Origin of the sequence: Vibrio sp. M260112 (assembly GCF_036533775.1) — a bacterium.
In the GTDB taxonomy this organism is placed as follows: Bacteria; Pseudomonadota; Gammaproteobacteria; order Enterobacterales; family Vibrionaceae; genus Vibrio.
Map to the genome: position 1 here is coordinate 13,111 of NZ_JATABH010000002.1, position 18,894 is coordinate 32,004.

At 44.2% G+C, this 18,894-nt stretch carries 19 protein-coding genes, 1 tRNA gene and 1 pseudogene; 8 read left to right on the forward strand and 13 right to left on the reverse strand.

What is annotated here, in order from left to right; genetic code table 11:
- Positions 1-19: 19 nt before the first annotated feature.
- From flgD to QTN95_RS01250, 5 genes are all read right to left on the reverse strand, one after another.
- Positions 20-733, reverse strand: a complete 714-nt coding sequence (flgD, locus tag QTN95_RS01230) for a flagellar hook assembly protein FlgD (RefSeq protein WP_331416049.1) — start codon at positions 731-733, stop codon at positions 20-22.
- Between the two features lie 17 nt (positions 734-750).
- Positions 751-1,167, reverse strand: coding sequence for a flagellar basal body rod protein FlgC (gene flgC / locus QTN95_RS01235; protein WP_138971528.1), 417 nt, complete (start codon positions 1,165-1,167; stop codon positions 751-753).
- A 4-nt stretch (positions 1,168-1,171) separates the two neighbouring features.
- Positions 1,172-1,567, reverse strand: a complete 396-nt coding sequence (gene flgB, locus QTN95_RS01240; RefSeq protein WP_138971529.1) for a flagellar basal body rod protein FlgB — start codon at positions 1,565-1,567, stop codon at positions 1,172-1,174.
- A 238-nt stretch (positions 1,568-1,805) separates the two neighbouring features.
- Complete coding sequence (locus tag QTN95_RS01245; protein ID WP_269378012.1) at positions 1,806-2,633, reverse strand: protein-glutamate O-methyltransferase; 828 nt, start codon at positions 2,631-2,633, stop codon at positions 1,806-1,808.
- Positions 2,634-2,645: 12 nt separating this feature from the next.
- A complete protein-coding gene (locus QTN95_RS01250; protein WP_331416050.1) occupies positions 2,646-3,572 on the reverse strand; it encodes a chemotaxis protein CheV in 927 nt (308 codons plus the stop codon).
- A gap of 77 nt (positions 3,573-3,649) precedes the next feature.
- On the opposite strand from QTN95_RS01250, the gene flgA reads away from it, so the two are divergent.
- The 3 genes from flgA to QTN95_RS01265 all read left to right on the forward strand — a co-directional run bounded on the left by flgA (position 3,650) and on the right by QTN95_RS01265 (position 5,245).
- Positions 3,650-4,405 (forward strand): flagellar basal body P-ring formation chaperone FlgA, encoded by a 756-nt coding sequence (flgA, locus tag QTN95_RS01255; protein WP_331416051.1) that lies wholly within the window; start codon positions 3,650-3,652, stop codon positions 4,403-4,405.
- 81 nt (positions 4,406-4,486) lie between these two features.
- Entirely contained in the window at positions 4,487-4,801 is a 315-nt protein-coding gene (gene flgM, locus QTN95_RS01260) for a flagellar biosynthesis anti-sigma factor FlgM (RefSeq protein ID WP_138971533.1), read from the forward strand.
- A gap of 18 nt (positions 4,802-4,819) precedes the next feature.
- Positions 4,820-5,245: a flagella synthesis protein FlgN gene (locus QTN95_RS01265; RefSeq protein ID WP_138971534.1), complete on the forward strand. Its 426-nt coding sequence runs from the start codon at positions 4,820-4,822 to the stop codon at positions 5,243-5,245.
- A 62-nt stretch (positions 5,246-5,307) separates the two neighbouring features.
- Here the strand turns inward: QTN95_RS01265 and flgP are convergent, their stop codons facing one another.
- Positions 5,308-5,739, reverse strand: a complete 432-nt coding sequence (gene flgP, locus QTN95_RS01270; RefSeq protein WP_331416052.1) for a flagellar assembly lipoprotein FlgP — start codon at positions 5,737-5,739, stop codon at positions 5,308-5,310.
- Positions 5,740-5,747: 8 nt separating this feature from the next.
- Positions 5,748-6,383, reverse strand: a complete 636-nt coding sequence (locus QTN95_RS01275; RefSeq protein WP_138971536.1) for a FlgO family outer membrane protein — start codon at positions 6,381-6,383, stop codon at positions 5,748-5,750.
- A 163-nt stretch (positions 6,384-6,546) separates the two neighbouring features.
- Here QTN95_RS01275 and QTN95_RS01280 point away from each other — a divergent pair, with 163 nt between their 5' ends.
- From QTN95_RS01280 to QTN95_RS01290, 3 genes are all read left to right on the forward strand, one after another.
- Positions 6,547-7,680, forward strand: coding sequence for a flagellar assembly protein FlgT (locus tag QTN95_RS01280; RefSeq protein ID WP_331416053.1), 1,134 nt, complete (start codon positions 6,547-6,549; stop codon positions 7,678-7,680).
- A gap of 52 nt (positions 7,681-7,732) precedes the next feature.
- Positions 7,733-7,809: transfer RNA gene (locus tag QTN95_RS01285), tRNA-Arg, on the forward strand.
- Between the two features lie 251 nt (positions 7,810-8,060).
- Entirely contained in the window at positions 8,061-8,567 is a 507-nt protein-coding gene (locus QTN95_RS01290; RefSeq protein ID WP_331416054.1) for a Fe3+-citrate ABC transporter substrate-binding protein, read from the forward strand.
- Between the two features lie 97 nt (positions 8,568-8,664).
- Here the strand turns inward: QTN95_RS01290 and QTN95_RS01295 are convergent.
- The 5 genes and pseudogenes from QTN95_RS01295 to QTN95_RS01315 form a co-directional block, all read right to left on the reverse strand.
- Positions 8,665-9,042: pseudogene (locus tag QTN95_RS01295) on the reverse strand (OmpA family protein); the annotation flags it as partial.
- Between the two features lie 182 nt (positions 9,043-9,224).
- The gene (locus QTN95_RS01300; RefSeq protein WP_331416055.1) at positions 9,225-10,196 is read right to left on the reverse strand and encodes an OmpA family protein; all 972 of its coding nucleotides are present in this window, start codon (positions 10,194-10,196) and stop codon (positions 9,225-9,227) included.
- Positions 10,197-10,638: 442 nt separating this feature from the next.
- Positions 10,639-12,066, reverse strand: a complete 1,428-nt coding sequence (gltX, locus tag QTN95_RS01305) for a glutamate--tRNA ligase (protein ID WP_331416056.1) — start codon at positions 12,064-12,066, stop codon at positions 10,639-10,641.
- Between the two features lie 100 nt (positions 12,067-12,166).
- Entirely contained in the window at positions 12,167-12,769 is a 603-nt protein-coding gene (locus QTN95_RS01310; RefSeq protein WP_443088845.1) for a DUF2057 family protein, read from the reverse strand.
- 103 nt (positions 12,770-12,872) lie between these two features.
- Positions 12,873-13,988: a porin gene (locus tag QTN95_RS01315; protein WP_331416058.1), complete on the reverse strand. Its 1,116-nt coding sequence runs from the start codon at positions 13,986-13,988 to the stop codon at positions 12,873-12,875.
- Positions 13,989-14,456: 468 nt separating this feature from the next.
- On the opposite strand from QTN95_RS01315, the gene QTN95_RS01320 reads away from it, so the two are divergent.
- Together QTN95_RS01320 and QTN95_RS01325 are read left to right on the forward strand one after the other, a co-directional pair.
- Positions 14,457-17,141 carry a heavy metal translocating P-type ATPase gene (locus QTN95_RS01320; protein WP_331416059.1) on the forward strand — a complete coding sequence of 895 codons (2,685 nt, stop codon included), beginning with the start codon at positions 14,457-14,459 and terminating at the stop codon, positions 17,139-17,141.
- Positions 17,142-17,149: 8 nt separating this feature from the next.
- Positions 17,150-17,605 (forward strand): DUF411 domain-containing protein, encoded by a 456-nt coding sequence (locus tag QTN95_RS01325; RefSeq protein WP_331416060.1) that lies wholly within the window; start codon positions 17,150-17,152, stop codon positions 17,603-17,605.
- Between the two features lie 238 nt (positions 17,606-17,843).
- Here QTN95_RS01325 and hemH read toward each other — a convergent pair whose 3' ends face one another.
- A complete protein-coding gene (gene hemH, locus QTN95_RS01330) occupies positions 17,844-18,803 on the reverse strand; it encodes a ferrochelatase (RefSeq protein WP_331416061.1) in 960 nt (319 codons plus the stop codon).
- Between the last annotated feature and the right edge of the window lie 91 nt (positions 18,804-18,894).

Genomic DNA, 18,894 nt, shown 5'->3' on the forward strand with positions numbered 1-18,894 from the left:
TAGCATATCTACTTGAGAGTTACGCTTTGCCAACTTCTAGTACTTCAGCAAGTCGAACTGGCGACTCAAAGCCAGCCAGATTGAGTAGTACGTTACCATCGCCTTTACCTAACAGGACGCTATTGACGTTTGCATAGGTCGAAACCTCAAACTCTTTAGCTTTCCCATCTAGCAAGCCCGAGGCTTTCACCTTGTATTTGCCAGCCGGCAATGGGTTACCGTTTTGATCTTTGCCGTCCCATACAACTCGGTTATCGCCACCTGGCTTTGAACCGACATCGAAGGTACGAACTAGCTGCCCCATTTGATCTTCTATTCTCACCATCAAGTTATCGACGGCTTGAGGAAGTTTGATCATAGCAGCCATACTGCCGTTATCGTTTTTCACGCCAGCAGCACCAGGGACCAAGACGTCACGCCCTACTAAAGAGGACGCCTGTAGCGCTTGGTTTGATGTCATCGAAGTGTTCAGTGTTTCAAACTGATTGTTCATCTTCCCGATGCCATCTACCGTCGCGAATGACGCCATTTGTGCAATCATCTGGTCATTACTGACCGGCTTAAACGGGTCTTGCTGGGCAAGTTGCTTGGTGAGCAAAGATAAGAAGTCTTCTTGCTTAAGTTCCTGCTTACCTGTTGTCTCGTTCGGCTTATTCTTGTCCTGAAGCTGTTTAAGCTGATCGATATAGGACAAGCCGCTTTGACCAACATTATTATTAATGCCTCCGGCCATACGTTACCTCCTTATCCCTATTGACCCATCTGCAGCGTACGCAGCAGCATTTGTTTGCTTGCATCTGCTAATTGAACGTTCGTTTGGTAAGAACGTGAAGCAGAAATCATGTTTGCCATTTCTTCCATCACATTGACATTAGGCTTGTAGATATAGCCCTCATCATTTGCGAGTGGGTGATCAGGGTTGTACTCCGCGGTAAGCGGTTTATCGCTTTCTATAATACCCATCACTTTCACTGGCACGGTATGGTCGCGGCCATACTTTGCCTTACTTAACTCAGCACCAAACACAGCATGACGCGCCTTATAAGTATCTTTTGCAGAGCTAGAGATACTGTCCGCGTTAGCCAAATTACTCGAGGTAGTATTTAGACGAACGGATTCAGCGCTCATGGCAGAACCAGTTACATTGAATACGTTAAATAAGCTCATCTATCTATTCCCCTTTAATTGCTTTCGTTAAGTTCTTGAATTTACTTCCTAAGAAGTCGAGTGATGCTTGGTGTCTGATTTGGTTTTGCATAAACAAGTTACGCTCTAAATCCACATCAACCGTGTTGCCATCACCGGTGTCAGGTTGTGTTGGAAGACGATACATTACTTCCCCTGTCACTTGAGTAGAGGCAGGTATGTGCCGACCATCGGTACGGCTAAGACCAATGCTTGCCCCCGAGGTTGCCGCCTGCAATGCCTTCTGGAAATCCATCCCTTTTGATTTAAAGCCAGGTGTGTTCGATTGAGCAATGTTGGTGGAGATCACCTCAGCATTGCGCTCACGTACGCCCACCGTGTGCTGGTGGATACCTAATGCGTTGTCAAAAGAAATAGCCATGTTGACCTCTACTCAAAGAACTGACCGTTACTATCAAATATAAAGCAATTAGCGTACCAACTTTTAAAATCGTTCCACTATTACTTCATTTTTTACTGAGCAATAACCACGCCAACTTTACATGTTGTTCGCAGCTAGGTGAGATTTTGGAATTACTCAATCAAAAGTATACAAGCAACTTTTGCCATCGTACAAAAAAGCCCAGCACTATGGCTGGGCTTAATAAAACAACGCTTAACTATTTAAGCTTGTAGATAATTCCTGGATTACATCTGACCATCTCAAATCGATCCGTTAATCCGGTTAACGACTCTGATGCCCCGAGCAGCAGATAACCACCTGGATTTAAACTGTTGGCCATTTGATTAAGCACTTGAGACTTCATTTCCGGTGAGAAGTAAATCAATACGTTGCGGCAAAAAATAATGTCAAACTTACCGAGCAAAGCGTAGCTATCCATTAAGTTTTGCGGTCTAAAGTTAACCAGACGCTTAACGTTATCTTTAACCTTCATTCGACCATCGCCCGCATCTTCAAAGAAAGTGCGACGGCGCTCTGGAGAAAGTCCTCTCCCCAACGCTAAGTTGTCATACACGCCTGCTCGACACATATCAAGCATGCTTGCAGAGATATCCGTTGCGGTAATCGCAACGCTAGGCAACATGCCTGGTTTGCGTTGCTGGGTCTCTATGATGGTCATCGCCATTGAATAAGGCTCTTGACCTGATGAACTCGCGGCAGACCAAATCTTAATTGGTCTTTTATTTGCCGCGACTTCTGGCAACAACTTGTTCGCCAGTACTTCGAACGGATAGGTATCTCGAAACCAAAGCGTCTCATTTGTCGTCATCGCATCAACAGCAGCAACACGCAACTCACGATTGCGTCCCGTCACTACGTCTCTCAGCAAATCAGACAACGAAGCCAGCTTGAACTTGGTGACAAGTGGGCTTAGTCGGCTTCTTACCAGATACTGCTTACTGTCCCCAAGAACAATACCGCATTGTGACTCTAAGAAACGGCTGAAATCACGATATTCTTGATCGCTTATAGTTATTGCTGTCATTAACTTCTCTTTTTATTTTGTAAGTGCAGTTTTCACCGCATTACCAAGCTCATCGGGGTTAAATTTGGCAATAAATGCGTTTGCCCCAACTCGTTCAACCATTGCTTGGTTAAATACACCACTAAGTGATGAGTGAAGAATAACATAAAGATCTTTTAGATCAGGATTACGACGTACTTCCGCAGTCAATGTATAACCGTCCATTTCTGGCATCTCGATATCAGAGATAACCAGAGATATCTGATCATAAATACTGCCTTCAGATGCCATTTCCACAAGCTTTTCATAAGCCTCTTTGCCATCTTTCACAGCAACGACGTCGAAACCTAAGGAAGTAATTGCACGCTCAACTTGCTTACGTGCCACGGTAGAGTCGTCAGCAATAAGTATACGACGTACAATTTCTTTTTCCGTTTCCGCCTGCGCAATTTCTTCACCAATGGATGCGTCCATCGTTTCATCAACAGGCGCAATCTCTGCCAGTATTTTTTCTACATCGAGAATTTCTACTAACTCATTATCGATATTCGTTACAGCCGTCAGGTAGTTCGCTTTGCCTGCTCCATCTGGTGGCGGTAAAATCGCCTCCCAGTGCATATTAATAATGCGCTCGACTGAAGTAACTAAGAAAGCCTGAATTGTTCGGTTAAACTCTGCAATTACAACAAACGCTTTTTCAACGTCCATTGTCGGGCGGCCACCAATAGCTAAACTTAAATCAATGACTGAAACTGTATGGCCACGAATATGGGCAACCCCTTTCACTAAAGGGTGCAAGTTTGGCATTGAAGTAAGTTTAGGACACTGGAGAACCTCTTTTACTTTAAATACGTTGATTCCATAACGCTGACGCCCCATTAGGCGAAAGGTTAGGAGTTCTAATCGGTTTTGACCGACGAGTTGCGTACGCTGATTCACAGAATCAAGAATACCCGTCATAAGCTCATCTCCATCTCAAACTTTCATGCTAAAAAAGTGGTAGTCTACTGTAGGCCATGAAAAACCAGAGAAACAACATGACATATCCTAAATCACACTTGTGCTCATTTTCCATAACTAATTGTAGAGCTTTCTATAAAAAGTTTTGTAAGTCTATCGGCTTTTTATTCTTTTTCTTTAGTTTTTCAGCGACATCCGCGACAGAAAACCAAATTGCGCAGATTCAGCAAGCAGCCGAAGAGTACATTTTGTCCACAATTGAGTGGCCTACTGGTGGTACCTTACAGGCGACCGCTGCTAGCGTTGATAGCCGAATATTCGCTACTGTCCCTACTGACTGCCCCGCCCCGTTAGAGACTTCCTCCTCCTCTACCAATCCTAGTGCAAGTAACATCACTGTGCTCGTCGAATGTCCTGATGACAGTTGGCGAGTCTATGTACCTGTAAGATTAGTTCGTACTGGACCACAAGTCGTGCTGACCACTGCACTTTCTCGTGGGCAACTGATCTCTGGGCAAGATGTCGCTATTAATATGGTAGACTTGCAACGCTTTAGGCGGCAAGGCTTTTCCTCAGTTGATGCTGTTATTGGCGCAAAAGCCAAAAAAAATCTCCGTGCTGGAGAAATTCTTGAAGAACAAGATATTTGTGTAGTCTGCCGCAATGAAACCGTGACAATAAAAGCGGTGAAATCCGGTATGACAATCACAACAAAAGGCGTCGCTCTAACGGATGGCTCACATGGTGAACAGATTAGAGTGAAAAATAGTAAATCCAACCGTATAATTGAAGGGCGTGTATCTGGAATTTCGGAAGTGACGGTAATTTTTTAACTGGTTAGAAAAAAAGCTAAAGTTCTTACCCTAGTAGTCGATATTGACAGTACAAGTTCTAATTCGTAAAAGGCTCAACATATGGCAGGTATTGATAATATTCGTTCAGGGCAACCTCTTTCTACATCGACGAGGCACTCTGTACGTAACGACAGCACTCAAACGAGCGGTTCTGAATCCGCAAAGAAGTCGTCTGTCGCGCAAGATGCAGTTTCACTTAGCTCACAAGGAAAAGCGGTGGGAGAAATGCACAATCAAATGGTCAGCCAACCTAGTTTCGACAAAGCAAAGGTTGCGGCAATTAAAGAGGCTATCGCGAATGGCTCCTACTCAGTTGATCCTGAAAAACTTGCTGATAACATGATGAAGTTCGAAAAAGAATTGGGCGGATTCTAAACCAAGAGATATCTGTAAATGGCAGCACTGCAAGGACTAGTTGAATTCCAATTAAAAAATGCACAAGAACTGAGTGAAGTCCTTGTGTTGGAAAAGCACGCTATCGCTAATCGACTATCCAAAGATATTGAACAGATTGCCAAACAAAAGATTACGCTTATTGAGCAACTTCAAACGACTGATGATCGTATTCGTCGCCACCCTGAAGTAGAGACTCTTACCACCAACCCAGAGTTGAGCCCTCTGGTAGAACAGATAAGAGCGCTTATTAGCCAATGCCAACAAGCTAACGATATTAATGGTCAAGCTCTCCAGCGTGCCCAACTGAGTTTTAACAAACTCAACAATCTGATGAAACAGTCACAAGGGAAACTTGGTATGACTTATACATCTGAAGGGCAAACCAAAAATATCACCACTTTGGGCACAAATATCAAAGCCTAAAAGCATTCAATAAAAAAGCGGCAATGATTGCCGCTTTTTTTGTATCAGAGAGAATGGGTAAGTTAGAAAAGAGTTTGCTGCCTTTTTTCAGGTACTTGCTGAACTTCGCCGTAATCACGCAGCTTGTTCATTTTCTGGATATCAAGACGCAGTTCAGTGACATAACTATCCCCGACTTTGTAACTTCTGACGACTTCCGCGCCACGGATAACGCCATCTACCGCCCCTGATGTGAGCTCTGTACCTAGACGTTGGTCTTGCAAATCAGCTCGACCACTCACGCGCATGCCGTAGACCTGCTCAGCAAGTTCACGATAAGCATCGATCTTCGAAGCACGCATCGCACGTACTTGCTTCTCTTCCTCGTTACGTCCTTTCTGTTCACTAATACTGGCGTAGCCAACAGCCGTTAACCAGTCACCAGGACGCATGTTACTTAACGGCTGACAACCGACCATTATGAGAACGACAGCAAGGAGTAATATCTTTTTCATCTCGGCTCCTACGGGCGTAAAATCACGGTGTAAGGTTGGGTAATCGTTGGGTCTGAGCGAATTAATACACCATCTTGAGTACGAATACTATTAAGGGTATCAAGATCTCGACCAATTCGATCTGCGGGTAAGAAGCCTTGAGCTGTAGCGACAACAACGCGAGATTGCATCCCCACCACACGGGCGTTCACAATAACACCGCCCTCTTGGCGCAGCATTGTCCCTGTCAGTACATATTGGATATCTTGCTCTTGAGCCAGATCTTTCCAATCTCGGCTAAATGCAAAGTCACCCTGATGAGTCACTTGAATAGAGCCTGTCGTTTTAAAGTCTACAACTTTAAAACCACGACGCTGGAACTGGTGGATAAAACCTTCTGATACCGAATTACCTAGCCAGTTTGTCGCATCCATATTTTGTAGATCTACAAATGATGTGACGGCAATAGGTGTCCGTGCAGAAACACTGGTGTTAGAAACCATCAAGTCTTCGGTCATACTCTCCACAAAGAAGTCAAGAGTATGACGCGGACTCTCCATCAGCATAAACTGAGAACCCGCATAAGGTTCTTTACCATTGTATATTGGGGCATAGGCACAAGCGGTTAAAAACACCACTGGTACTAGCGTAAGCCATTTTTTCATTCTCTAATCTCCGATACATTAAGGCCTAAAATGTCGTTTCTTTTAGCTCTCTTCTAAAAGTGGAACATTCCTTGCTTTTCTAATTATGCAACTATTCAGAAAGGCAATGCCTAAATCAGCTAAGATTCAATAAGCAAAAAATGAACCAACTTGGTAAACAAACATGAAAAAATCGCTTCTGAAGCTCTTTTCAACCGTATTCATCAGCCTCATTGCTAATTCAGCGTTGGCAGGTTGGTATGAAGTGACTGGCACAGCCACTGTCGTGTCGTCCGAAGAGGTAGCTAGAATCCATGCGTTGGAAGATGCGCTCTACAAAGCCGTCCGATTCTCTGGCGCGGATATAGGCAGCATTGCAAACCTTCGTCCGCTGTTGGAAAGTGAACGCAAAGAGTACCAATTCACGAATAGTGAAGTACGTTACATCTTGGTTGAAGAGCAAAAGACACGTCGCGGAGTGATGTTTGTCAGAGCAAGAGTAGACATTTACCCATCGGCAACCAGTTGCCACGTTGATCAGTACAAAAAGACGTTTTTGGTTGGCAACATTGCGCTTGCCTCTCCTAGCCAAGCGGTCATGGGGCAAATTTATGATGTGGGTGATGACTTTGCCAATGTTATTAACCGCCAACTGGATCAGGAATCAGCCAACTTTATCTCCGTTGGCACCACTGACTATGAAATCAGTAAAAAGTACCCAGAACGCCTTAAAATGATTGCCCAAGATACTGGCGCACAGTACATCATCGGCGGAGTGATTACGGATTTAACCGCGACCATAGAGCAAAACCTGATTAAGGACGACATTATTAATCGTCAGTTTGCTCTGGAAATGACGGTATTCGATGGTAAGACAGGTAATGAGGTTTATAACCGCAACTATCGCGAAGTCGCACGCTGGCCTTTCGCTAAAACCAGCCAAGTTGACACCAAAAGTGCTCGTTTTTGGGCTTCTACTTACGGAGATATGATGCTTCGAGTAAGCCGAAATATCATGCTCGACTTAGAATCAGAAGTATCATGTAAAATCACGCTTCCAGAAGTGGTCGCCAAATGGGGAAATACCATTACCATGGATCTCGGCAGAATTCATGGTGTTGAGCCTGGTGATAAATTGCAGTTGTGGCATACCGGTTCGTTTATCGACCAGCGTGGACTTCCACGTAACAAAGTCACCGAAACAGACATCACTTTAACGGTCTCACGTGTTTATGAGAACGAAGCAGAACTCACCATCGATCAAGCGGAACTTGCTGGCAGCATCCAGATTGGCGATGTAATGCACAAGCTGTTGTAAAACCACCACAATGAGCTTAACTTCTGGATTTAAATCAGTATCATAGCGTTACGCTCCCGTGGCACAGCTGGATAGCGCGATCCCCTCCTAAGGGATAGGTCACAGGTTCGAATCCTGTCGGGAGCGCCATATTTAAAAGGGCTAGCAAGTTAGTAACTACTAGCCCCATTCTGTCGGTGTGCAGATTGCCCTTGTCTCAATGTCGATTCAATTGACAAGTTTCACACAATTCCCTTACTCAAGCTGAAACTATTCAAACTACACTCATATTTCAGCCTTGTTTTCAGCATAAGAAACCCGTACATCCTTACAAACAAACCTTCAACATTTGAATACAATCATCTAAAATAGTTATTAATAAAGTTATCGATAGCGAAAGAATGAAAAAGAGTAACTTAGAGACGAACACTGGTCACCGCTTCATCTCAAAAGCTAAAACAGCCTATAAAATCCATATTCACACTCCGGACGACAAAGTTCTTCACCGCTCTGTGGGCTACATTCGTATAGGTGAAAAGAAAGGACTGAAGAAAGCCATTAAGCTTCGCAATGAGCTGGGGAGTAAAATGTGGGGAAAGTTTTGGCGTAAGTTACTGAAAGATCCTTACCTGATGACGCGATTACCTCACTCTCTGGAACCCAAGATAATTTTCAAACCCCGGCCTACAAAGGAAAATCCAGCGGCAAAAGATGAGTGCTATATTGCGGCATGGCGTAACTACGATGAGCACGGCAAACTAATTTACAAAAGTGTCGTTTGCTCAATAAAGAAACATGGCCGTTTAGCTGCCTACACAAAGACGAAAAAAGCGCTGTTAGAAGCAAACAAAGAGAACCTTGAAATTCTCGAGTTTATGGGACGATTGAATAGCATCGATCTTAAGTAATTTAAAAAATAAAAGACCTTGTTATACAACAAGGCCTTTCTTTTAGAGTCATTCTTTTAACCAAACGACCTATACAGTCTTAATAACTCGGTACTGATTACTGTTGGTATTCAAAAGCTGGTACAACAATCTCTACGCGACGATTTTGTTCTCGACCTTCGCGAGTTTCGTTCGAAGCGATTGGGTTATTTTCCCCTTCACCACGTACTGTGATACGACGACTTTCAATCCCTTCATTGATCAAAACATCCGCGACAGATTGAGCTCGTTTTTCAGACAAAACTTGGTTGTAAGCGGCTGCGCCAGTCGAATCGGTGTAGCCTGTCACCTCGACATTAGACTGCGGGTACTGGTTCATAAACGCTACCAGTTCATCAAGAGTTGATTGGCTTTCTGGTTTTAGTTTGTTGCTATTTAGCTCAAAACTGCCTGAACCGACCAGTTTTGTTTCGAAAGTCTTAACTACAGGCGTGACAACAACTTATTTCTCTAAACTGGAACCTATTGATAAGCACATTGGTAATACCGCACACCTAATAAGTATCGATATGCAAACAATATAACAACGGAATTATAAGTGCTTTTTCTTTCTCATATATAAGACAAAGCCCCAACCATGGGGTTGGGGCTCAATTACTAACGTTGTTATTTTAATTATTACTGCTGAACTTGGTACTCAAAGCTAGGTACGATCACTTCAACACGGCGGTTTTGCTGACGACCCTCACGAGTGTCATTTGATGCAATTGGGTTATTCTCACCTTCACCACGAACGGTAATACGAGACGCATCAATACCTTTTTGCTCAAGAGTAGACGCTACAGACTCTGCACGCTTCTCTGATACCACTTGGTTGTACTCAGCCGCACCAGATGAATCAGTGTAACCAATCACTTCTACTTTCGCTTGTGGGTAAGTATTAAGGAACTCTACCAGCTCATCCAGTTGAGAAGCGCTCTGTTGGTTTAGCTTTGTACTATTTAGTTCAAAACTACCTGTGCCTAGTAGCTGAGTCTCAAACGTCTTAGTCTCAACAACAGGCTCTGCTGGAGTCTCTTCAACGACTTCTTCAACCATCTCTTCTTCTACTACAACTGGTGCAGCTTCTTCATTGCTACCAAACTTGTAAACTACGCCAAGCGTCGCACTATTACCCATCGCACGAACCTGCTCATTGTTTGCATCAGTAATGGTTTGGTATTCAACTCGCACAGTCACGTTCTTATGTGAGTCAAATTCAACACCTGCTGCACCCATGTATGAAGCATCTTCTTTGTTGCCATATTTGACGTATGCACCACCAAATTTACCGTAAAGTGAGATATCGTCAGTAATCGGTAGGTTTAACTTTGGAGCTAGCGTAAATGCTTCAACTTTATCGTCATTAAGACCATCAGTTGTAAACTTACCTAGGTAGTCGTAACCACCTTCGATGGATAGAAAGTCCCACATTTCGTAACCGATGAATGCACCTGCTGTTGAAGCTTCATCATCACAGTTTGCTGTCGCTGTTGTGCATGCATCATCCAACCAAGACTTACCTACTTTACCACCGACATAAAGCTCTGCCATTGAAGGCGCTGATGCAAGAAGAAGTGATGCTGAAATTACCGCTGCTAACTTTTTCATGGTTTTTTATTCCTCAAATCTGAAAGTTGTTTAGCCATAGTGCACATTTCCATTTACCCTTAGCAAAGCCCAAATGGAAACAGAACACGACTCATAATTTTATTTCGGCCAAACCAATGCCTACTGGATAAACATCTAAACCCGCAAGCGAACTCAGCAAACTATATACATATTTCCCAATATTCAAAGTGGGATTTTGTCAGCGAACTGTTAGGAAATAATCCCCAAAAAAAACACGAATCCACGTAAAGCTAGTTAGGATAAGGGATTGGCGTATGTATGAATTTCTCCAATAAAATTGAGCCAACTAGGGAACAAAAAAACAAATTCTCAATAACGAGAAAAATTATTGTAAGTACTCTCTCACGTCTCTCGCTCTGGTCTTTACTAGAGACAAAAAAACCGCAGCGTAGTGCTGCGGTTTTCGAACTGGCAATAACCATTATGCGTTGGCTTCGCGCTCTGCGATGTATGCCAATGCCATTTTGATACGAGCAACACAACGCTCTTTACCGATAAGAGCCATAACTGTATCTACCGATGGAGACTGACCGCCACCCGTAACCGCTACACGTAGTGGCATACCAATTTTACCCATACCAATTTCAAGCTCTTCACAAACAGCGGCAATAACACCATCTTTAATGCTTTCCGTCGTCCACTCTGTTAACGCTTCTGCTTTTGCTAGTGCTAGTTCTAGTGGCTCTTTCGCTACACCACGTAGATGCTTTTTCGCCGCACCCACTTCAAATTCAGAGAAGTCTTCATAGAAGTAGCGAATCTGTTCTGCTAGCTCAACAAGCGTATTGCAACGTTCACCAACAAGCTTGATTACTTCAGTAATAGCAGGACCGTTAGTCACATCTAATTTCTGCTCATCAAGATGCCATTGTAGGTGCTCTGCAACATACTCAGGTTCTGAAGTCTTAATGTAGTGGTTGTTCAACCATTGTAGTTTATCTGTGTTGAACGCAGAAGCTGACTTAGATACTGCGTTTAGACTGAACAGGTTAATCATTTCCTCTTCAGAGAAGATCTCTTGGTCACCGTGAGACCAGCCTAGACGAACAAGGTAATTGTTTAGTGCTGCTGGTAGGTAACCCATGTCACGATATTGCATTACAGAAACAGCGCCATGACGCTTAGACAGTTTCGCACCGTCATCGCCAAGAATCATTGCACAGTGAGCAAAAGTAGGTACTGGTGCACCTAATGCTTCATAGATATTGATTTGACGAGGCGTGTTGTTGATATGGTCTTCACCACGAACAACATGAGTAATGCCCATATCCCAGTCATCAACTACAACACAGAAGTTGTATGTTGGTGAGCCGTCAGTACGACGAATAATTAGATCATCCATCTGGCTGTTGCGAATTTCGATACGACCACGAATTTGGTCATCGAATACCACGCTGCCTTCCTTAGGGTTACGGAAACGGATAACGCATGGATCGCCATCTTTAGCTGCATCGTTTGCTGCTTTAATCTTAGGGTGTTCAGCATCGTAACGAGGCATTTCTTTGTTCGCTTCTTGTTGTGCACGAATTTCATCTAGCAACTCTTTAGATGCGTAACACTTGTATGCTTTGTCTTCAGCCAGCAGTTTATCAACCATCTCGTTGTAACGATCAAAACGCTGAGTTTGGAAGTAAGGCCCTTCATTCCACTCAAGACCTAGCCATTTCATACCTTCTAGAATCGCGTCTACTGCTTCTTGCGAGTTACGCTCAAGATCCGTATCTTCAATACGCAGTACGAATTCACCACCTTGGTTTTTAGCGTATAGCCAAGAGTAAAGTGCAGTACGCGCACCACCAACGTGTAGGTAGCCTGTTGGGCTAGGAGCAAAACGAGTTTTAACCGTCATGTAAAATACCTTGATTGTCTGAATGACTGCACCACGCCTTCAATATGTGCGATGGTGCTAAAATTGCGCGTTATTTTAGCACCGATATGCAAATCTACAATCAATCGTTAATATGTTTTACCGCCCAAGAGATAAACTCTTGGCGCTCTGATGGCGTCATAGAGAGAAAATCACGCTGGATCACTTTCGATTGCACTTTTTGATCCACGTTGACAGACGCCACTGACGCGGAACTCGTCTTAATGTTTGGCTCAGAAGGTGTAACAGATATCGCCGCAATACCACCAGTCAAGTTGTAGTCGTTCAGCATCGCGTCGTAATCGTGAATCAACGCAAAAGACTGATTCACAATCTGATCCATCACGATCTGCACTGATTGTCCATTACTGGTAACTTTAACTGTTGGACTCTTTTCAAACTTACTTACCCCACGCTGATCTCGAATCGCGAAAGGCGTTTCAAACAATAGAGTTTCGTTCTGTGCGTCAAATGTGACCACCATTGGATGAGAGTTGAACTTCTTCTTGCCACCATTGCCATCAACCATTGCCGTGACTCGTAGCAATATCTGATTGTGACCATTAGCTATTTTCAGATCCCCCTTAGCCTTTTTTGGTATCTGATTGAGCTGTTGATTTACCGCTAGAATCTCCATTCGGCTATCGGTGTGAATCGTCACTTGAGCATGAGCCATACTACTCATCAAAAGCACAATGGCCGCTGCAATGATTTTTTTCACTCTCTCTTCCTCACGGTTACAAACGAAAAAAGGCGGACAAACTGTCCGCCGGGTCATAATGTATTTATTAGAATGTCCACTCAGTACCGATACGAACCATTAGGTCATCATCGTACGAAGAGTCATCTTGTTGAGTTAAACGAACAAAGGTGTATACAGAACTAAATGAGTAACCCAATTCACCACTGATAGAGGTTGAATCCATATCTTTGTTGTCTACGCCATCTTGCTTACCACTTTGGTCTGCGTAACCAACACGAATGTTTGCGTTACCAAAGAAGTAGTTCGCTTGAATCGAGTAAGCGTCGATTTCACGTTTGGTGTAACCGTAGTCACCGCCACCGTTAGTTGAGTCGTACGAACCCGTTTTGTATGCACCAAGGATATTAAAGTTGTCCATTGGACGAAGTTCGAAGCCTACAAAGTATGAATCCGTATCACCGACAGAAGCCGCTTTCCCTAGTTCTTTAATATCTAGAGGGTTACCTGGTGTTGCATTGTTTGTATCAAACACGTTGTCGGTAGCACTTTCAAATACTGTACCTTTAGCCGTTTCAAACGCTGCATGTAACGTTAGCATATCAACTGGCGCCACTGTGATAGAACCACCGAAGAAGTTAGAATCTTCGTGGTTTTCACTACCATTACCACCCGCTAGGCTGAATTTAACCATCTCACCAAACATTGGTGAATCGTAGCGTGCCATTTGGCTCTTACGGTCAAAGTGGTAACGTTCGCCGCTGCGCCATGCGCGGTCAAAAGTACGACCTAGGTTAGATGCTGAGTATGGCCAGTCAACAAGTTCATATAACGGTGTCAACATACGACCAAAACGAACCTGACCCCAATCATCGCCGCGCAGACCGACGAAAGTATCGCGGTTACCTAAATCGGCACCGTAGTCCAATACCCAACCTGACTCAACTTGAGCAAACGCAGTTACGTTATCTGTCATTGCTTTAGCCGCGCGGAAACCGATGCGAGTTTCATTTTCAAGCGCCCAACCATCATCTGGACCTGTCGCTTTCGATGCTCCGTAGTCTACAGCAGAGATAGAGACGACACCGTAGACTTCTACGTTTGCATCATTCGGATCGCCCAGCATATACGCGTTAGCAGTACCAGCGGCCATGGTAGTTGCGACGATTGCTGCGCCAAGAAGAGTCTTTTTAAAGTGAGACATAAGATTAACCCCTATTTATTTGAATTTTTCCTTGTTCCCCTCACACAAAACTAACTGGTTGTTTTGAAGGGAACTATTTATGGACGGGGTCATGGTGGCAAACTTTTTTCGCGACACAAAAGGAATGAAAAGATAATCTGACCAGCTTCAAATCAGAAAATTGTAAAATTAAGCAAACCAATTAAAATCAACAACTTAAAAAGAAACCTCAATAAACATAAACGTCAATACTGCTTGCGCGTTGCGTACATGGAGCGCTTGTTCGCCAAATCTGCTGGCTAGATCACTGTGATTTTTTATCTATTTACGGAACTTTATATTTCCCAAATAAAAAGTTTGAATTGCCTCGCATGCTTCCTGCCCACTAATTCACGGCAATCGGTGATTTTGACGTTTTATTTAAATACTTGACCTTACCCTTGCGGTAAGGTTTACGCTTAGCAACAGTTGAATAATTAAGGTGATGTTATGACTAAGTTTGATATCCCACTCTCTGGCTTAAACTGTATGGGCTGTGCAAGAAAAGTGGAGCGAACAATTACGGCAGAACACCAAGTCAGCATTGATCAGTTGTCTCCCACTCACATCTCTTTAGAGACAGGCAGTTCTTTTGCCGCACTTGCAGATTCAATTGAGAAGCTAGGCTATCAGGCAGGCCACAAACATCATTTGTTCTTAACTGGACTCAATTGCGGTAAATGTGTTGCTAAGTTGGAACAAGCTCTTGAGCAGTCTCCACTCAATGGCTCCTTTCGTGTATCGAAAACAGAGCTAGAGCTTGTATCGCTTCACTCACAACAAGAAGTCATCCAATTGATTGAGTCATTGGGTTATCAAGCAAGTCCATTCTCCCCGCAAGTGGAAGCTGTACCCGCTGACGAAGAAATCGCCGCCCCTATAGAGAGAGGGCAACCATTACCCATTAAACACTCGGCGCACCTTCTTATATCGGGTATGACTTGTGCTAGTTGTGTCTCTTCGGTCGAGAAAGCCTTAATCTCAGTAAAAGGCGTAGAAAAAGCTCAAGTCAATCTTGCTGAACAAAGCGCACTTATTTTTTCCAACCAACCCATTGAGGAGATCGAGACTCAGCTATTACGCTCGGTCTCTCAATCTGGCTATCAAGCCCAACTGATTGACGATCCTCAAAACCAGCAGCAAAAACAACTCGAATTGCAGCAAGCAGTTCAAACCCACCATAAGAAAAGTGCTTGGTTAGGTTTGATGATCGGTGCGCCACTCATGCTGTGGGGAATTGCAGGCGGTAATATGATGATTCGCAATAACGCAGATCAAATCTTTTGGGGCATCATTGGTGTTATCTGTTTATGGCTACTTGCGACAGCAGGAAAAACATTTTTCACTAACGCATGGCAAGCGCTCACTCACAAACGAGCGACAATGGATACCTTAGTCGCCCTAGGGACAGGTACAGCTTGGTTATTCTCAATGTTAGTGGTCACTTTCCCCAACTGGTTTCCTGCCGCATCTAGACACGTCTACTTCGAAGCAAGCGCAATGATTATTGGCCTGATATCGCTTGGTCACTATATAGAAGCCAAAGCTAAGGCGAATACCACCCGCTCACTTCAGGCTCTGATTAATCTTCAGCCTCAGGTGGCGACTCTGGTGACGGAACAAGGCGATCGAGACATCACCATCGACGAAATTAACCTGGGAATGAGACTGCGGGTGAAATCCGGTGAAAAAATACCTGTTGATGGCATCGTTGAGTCTGGTGAATCTTATCTAGACGAGTCAATGTTGACTGGCGAGCCAATACCGGTGAATAAGCAAGTTGGGGATTCTGTATCCGCAGGAACCATTAATCAGGATGGTAGTTTAATCATTCGCGCTTCAAGTGTAGGTAGCGACACCATGTTGTCACGCATCATCACTATGGTCCGCGAGGCTCAAAGTAGCAAACCAGCTATCGCTAAACTCGCAGACCAAATTTCTTCAATTTTCGTTCCAGTTGTAGTAGCAATTGCTCTCCTATCTGCATTGGTCTGGTTTATGGTTGGTCCAGAACCTAAAGCCAGCTACATGCTAATTGTCACTACTACCGTTCTTATTATTGCGTGTCCATGCGCATTAGGGTTGGCGACCCCGCTATCTGTAACGGTTGGTATTGGTAAAGCGGCCGAGATGGGGATCTTGATTAAAGATGCCGACGTTTTGCAGTCAGCAGGCAAAATAGATACGGTGGTCTTTGACAAAACAGGCACCTTGACTCAAGGCAAGCCAAATGTTCAAGGCATCTATGCAGTCAATGGTCATAATGACCAGTTGCTAACGCTCACAGCTTCAATAGAACAACAGTCAGAACATCCACTTGCTAAAGCTATTGTTCAACAAGCTCATCAGCAGTCTCTACCACTGTTCGAGGTATCGGAATTTGAAAACCGCCGCGGTCAGGGAGTGTTTGCAAAAGTAGAACAACAATCTATTACCGTTACCTCACTGGCTTATGCGCGTGAGCAAGCATGGCGTTTAGATGAGGTTGATAGTGAACTTCAGCAATATCTAGACAACGCTTGGACACCGATTATTGTCGCTGAAAACTCAACGGTGATTGGCGTTATCGCCATCGCAGATCCGATAAAGCCCGATGCGAAACAAGCTGTAGAAGCACTAAAAGCCATCAATATCACGCCAATAATGCTCACTGGTGATAATTCGAGTGTCGCACAAGCCATTGCACAAGAGCTGGGAATTGAGCAAGTAATCTCGCAAGTATTGCCAGATGAGAAAGCAGGCCATATTGCTGATTTACAAAGTCAAGGCCACTGCGTTGCAATGATAGGCGATGGCGTTAACGATGCGCCAGCTCTAGCCCTTGCTGATATTGGCATCGCGATGGGGGGAGGCAGCGATATCGCCATCGAGAGTGCACAGATGACACTGCTTAACTCGTCACCACTGTCTGTTGTTCGAGCAATTGAGCTCTCTAAAGCAACAGTACGTAATATGAAGCAAAATTTATTCGGGGCCTTCGTCTATAACTCGCTAGGTATCCCTATTGCCGCGGGTGTTCTTTATCCCGGCTTTGGCTTTTTGCTTAGCCCTGTAGTTGCAGGTGCAGCAATGGCACTTTCCTCGATTACCGTAGTAAGCAACGCTAATCGTTTAAGACTTTTTAAAAGCTCGTAGAGGTTATTATGAAACGTAAATTTTTTGCCCTAGCAACACTAACTCTGATTTCTGGTCACGCATTGGCTACCGATGTACTCAACCATAAATCACCATACTGTGGCTGTTGTACTGAGTGGACGAAACATATGCAAGATGCAGGCTTCACAGTTAAAGAGAAGTTACACGAAAACATGAATCCTATTAAGCAAACGTTGGGGATTACACCTGAACTTGCTTCTTGTCATACAGCAGAAATTAATGGCTACGTATTCGAAGGTCATATTCCTGCGGAAGACATTCAAGCTTTCCTTGAAAACCCACCACGCAATGCGAAAGGACTTGCTGTTCCGGGAATGCCAATGGGTTCTCCAGGCATGGAATATGGCAATGAAAAAGACGAATATTCAGTCTACGCGTTCAACGAAAAAGGTCAGGTATTTGAGTACCGACACTATAAAGGCAACAGCGGCTCTAACAAGTAGTGTACCTGCCAAGCAAGTTTTGGCTCACTATACGAGTGAAAACAGGCCGGCTGCCTGCTTAGATTTATGGAAAAATGCGCTCTCAAACATTGACTATATCCAAATGCCAGACAGCATTCTTTGGCAGGCAGTGGAACGGTTTTGCTCGCCTTTAGATGGCGCATAGATGGCAAAGCCCGGTATAGGATGCACAAAAAAGGCTGCCACCGGCAGCCCTTTTAGAATCAGTTAGCGCGCATTAACCTTGAGTAACTAATTGCGTCATCATCTCAATATACAAGTCATCGTCATTGAGGCAAGGAATATAGGTAAATGTTTCACCACCATTCTCGGTGAAAATCTCACAACACTGCTCAGCCAGTTCTTCCAGTGTTTCCAAACAATCGACAGAAAATGCAGGCGCAAGAATATCGAGTTTTTTAATCCCTTTACTCGGTAGTGTTTCCAAGGTCTTGTCCGTATAGGGCTGTAGCCACTCTTCACGACCAAAACGAGACTGATAGGTCATACCGATTTGATTGGGTGCCAATCCTAACTCACGTGCAAGTAGCGTCGTGGTGACATCGCAATGCTGTGGGTAGATATCACCATTATCCGCATAGCGCTTAGGAATTCCATGGTAAGAACACAGCAGATAGTCACCTTTGCCGTTCTCTTGCCAAGAACGTTTTACGCTCTCTGCCAACGCTTTGATGTACAAAGGATGATCATGATAATCACGAATGAACCGATAACTTGGTACAACGGGCATCTTTTTAAATGCTTTGGTCAATCCATCCGAGACTGCCGCCGTCGTTGTACCTGAATACTGAGGATATAGAGGCAGAACAATAATGTCTTCCACACCTTGTGCCACCAGCGCTTCTAGTCCGGTTTGTAGGCTCGGGTTGCCATAAGTCATACCCAGTTCAACGGGCATATCAATTAAAACTTGTAGCTTCTCGACCTGCCTTTTCGAATAGACCATCAATGGCGAACCTTGCTCCATCCATACTGACTGATACAGCTTAGCCACTTTCGGTGCACGGATTGGGAGTATCACACCATGCAAAATCGGACACCACAACCAGCGCGTCATATCGACCACTCGTTTGTCATGGAGGAACTGACCCAAAAACTGCTTTACTGCAGGGGACGTTGCTTCATCAGGGGTACCCAGGTTAACGAGTAGCACACCTTGTCTCTTACTATTTTGCATAGCTTCCTATCAATCCTAAAAGGGATATTTACGTAAATAAGATCTTGATAGATCAACGAATAAACATAAAAAAGCGACCCAACTTGGGTCG

Excerpts from the sequence above, each read along its gene's own strand:
- flgD (WP_331416049.1), bottom strand. The coding sequence starts at position 733 with ATGGCCGGAGGCATTAATAATAATGTTGGTCAAAGCGGCTTGTCCTAT.
- flgC (WP_138971528.1), bottom strand. The coding sequence starts at position 1,167 with ATGAGCTTATTTAACGTATTCAATGTAACTGGTTCTGCCATGAGCGCT.
- flgB (WP_138971529.1), bottom strand. The coding sequence starts at position 1,567 with ATGGCTATTTCTTTTGACAACGCATTAGGTATCCACCAGCACACGGTG.
- QTN95_RS01245 (WP_269378012.1), bottom strand. The coding sequence starts at position 2,633 with ATGACAGCAATAACTATAAGCGATCAAGAATATCGTGATTTCAGCCGT.
- QTN95_RS01250 (WP_331416050.1), bottom strand. The coding sequence starts at position 3,572 with ATGACGGGTATTCTTGATTCTGTGAATCAGCGTACGCAACTCGTCGGT.
- flgA (WP_331416051.1), top strand. The coding sequence starts at position 3,650 with ATGACATATCCTAAATCACACTTGTGCTCATTTTCCATAACTAATTGT.
- flgM (WP_138971533.1), top strand. The coding sequence starts at position 4,487 with ATGGCAGGTATTGATAATATTCGTTCAGGGCAACCTCTTTCTACATCG.
- QTN95_RS01265 (WP_138971534.1), top strand. The coding sequence starts at position 4,820 with ATGGCAGCACTGCAAGGACTAGTTGAATTCCAATTAAAAAATGCACAA.
- flgP (WP_331416052.1), bottom strand. The coding sequence starts at position 5,739 with ATGAAAAAGATATTACTCCTTGCTGTCGTTCTCATAATGGTCGGTTGT.
- QTN95_RS01275 (WP_138971536.1), bottom strand. The coding sequence starts at position 6,383 with ATGAAAAAATGGCTTACGCTAGTACCAGTGGTGTTTTTAACCGCTTGT.
- QTN95_RS01280 (WP_331416053.1), top strand. The coding sequence starts at position 6,547 with ATGAAAAAATCGCTTCTGAAGCTCTTTTCAACCGTATTCATCAGCCTC.
- QTN95_RS01290 (WP_331416054.1), top strand. The coding sequence starts at position 8,061 with ATGAAAAAGAGTAACTTAGAGACGAACACTGGTCACCGCTTCATCTCA.
- QTN95_RS01300 (WP_331416055.1), bottom strand. The coding sequence starts at position 10,196 with ATGAAAAAGTTAGCAGCGGTAATTTCAGCATCACTTCTTCTTGCATCA.
- gltX (WP_331416056.1), bottom strand. The coding sequence starts at position 12,066 with ATGACGGTTAAAACTCGTTTTGCTCCTAGCCCAACAGGCTACCTACAC.
- QTN95_RS01310 (WP_443088845.1), bottom strand. The coding sequence starts at position 12,769 with ATGAGTAGTATGGCTCATGCTCAAGTGACGATTCACACCGATAGCCGA.
- QTN95_RS01315 (WP_331416058.1), bottom strand. The coding sequence starts at position 13,988 with ATGTCTCACTTTAAAAAGACTCTTCTTGGCGCAGCAATCGTCGCAACT.
- QTN95_RS01320 (WP_331416059.1), top strand. The coding sequence starts at position 14,457 with ATGACTAAGTTTGATATCCCACTCTCTGGCTTAAACTGTATGGGCTGT.
- QTN95_RS01325 (WP_331416060.1), top strand. The coding sequence starts at position 17,150 with ATGAAACGTAAATTTTTTGCCCTAGCAACACTAACTCTGATTTCTGGT.
- hemH (WP_331416061.1), bottom strand. The coding sequence starts at position 18,803 with ATGCAAAATAGTAAGAGACAAGGTGTGCTACTCGTTAACCTGGGTACC.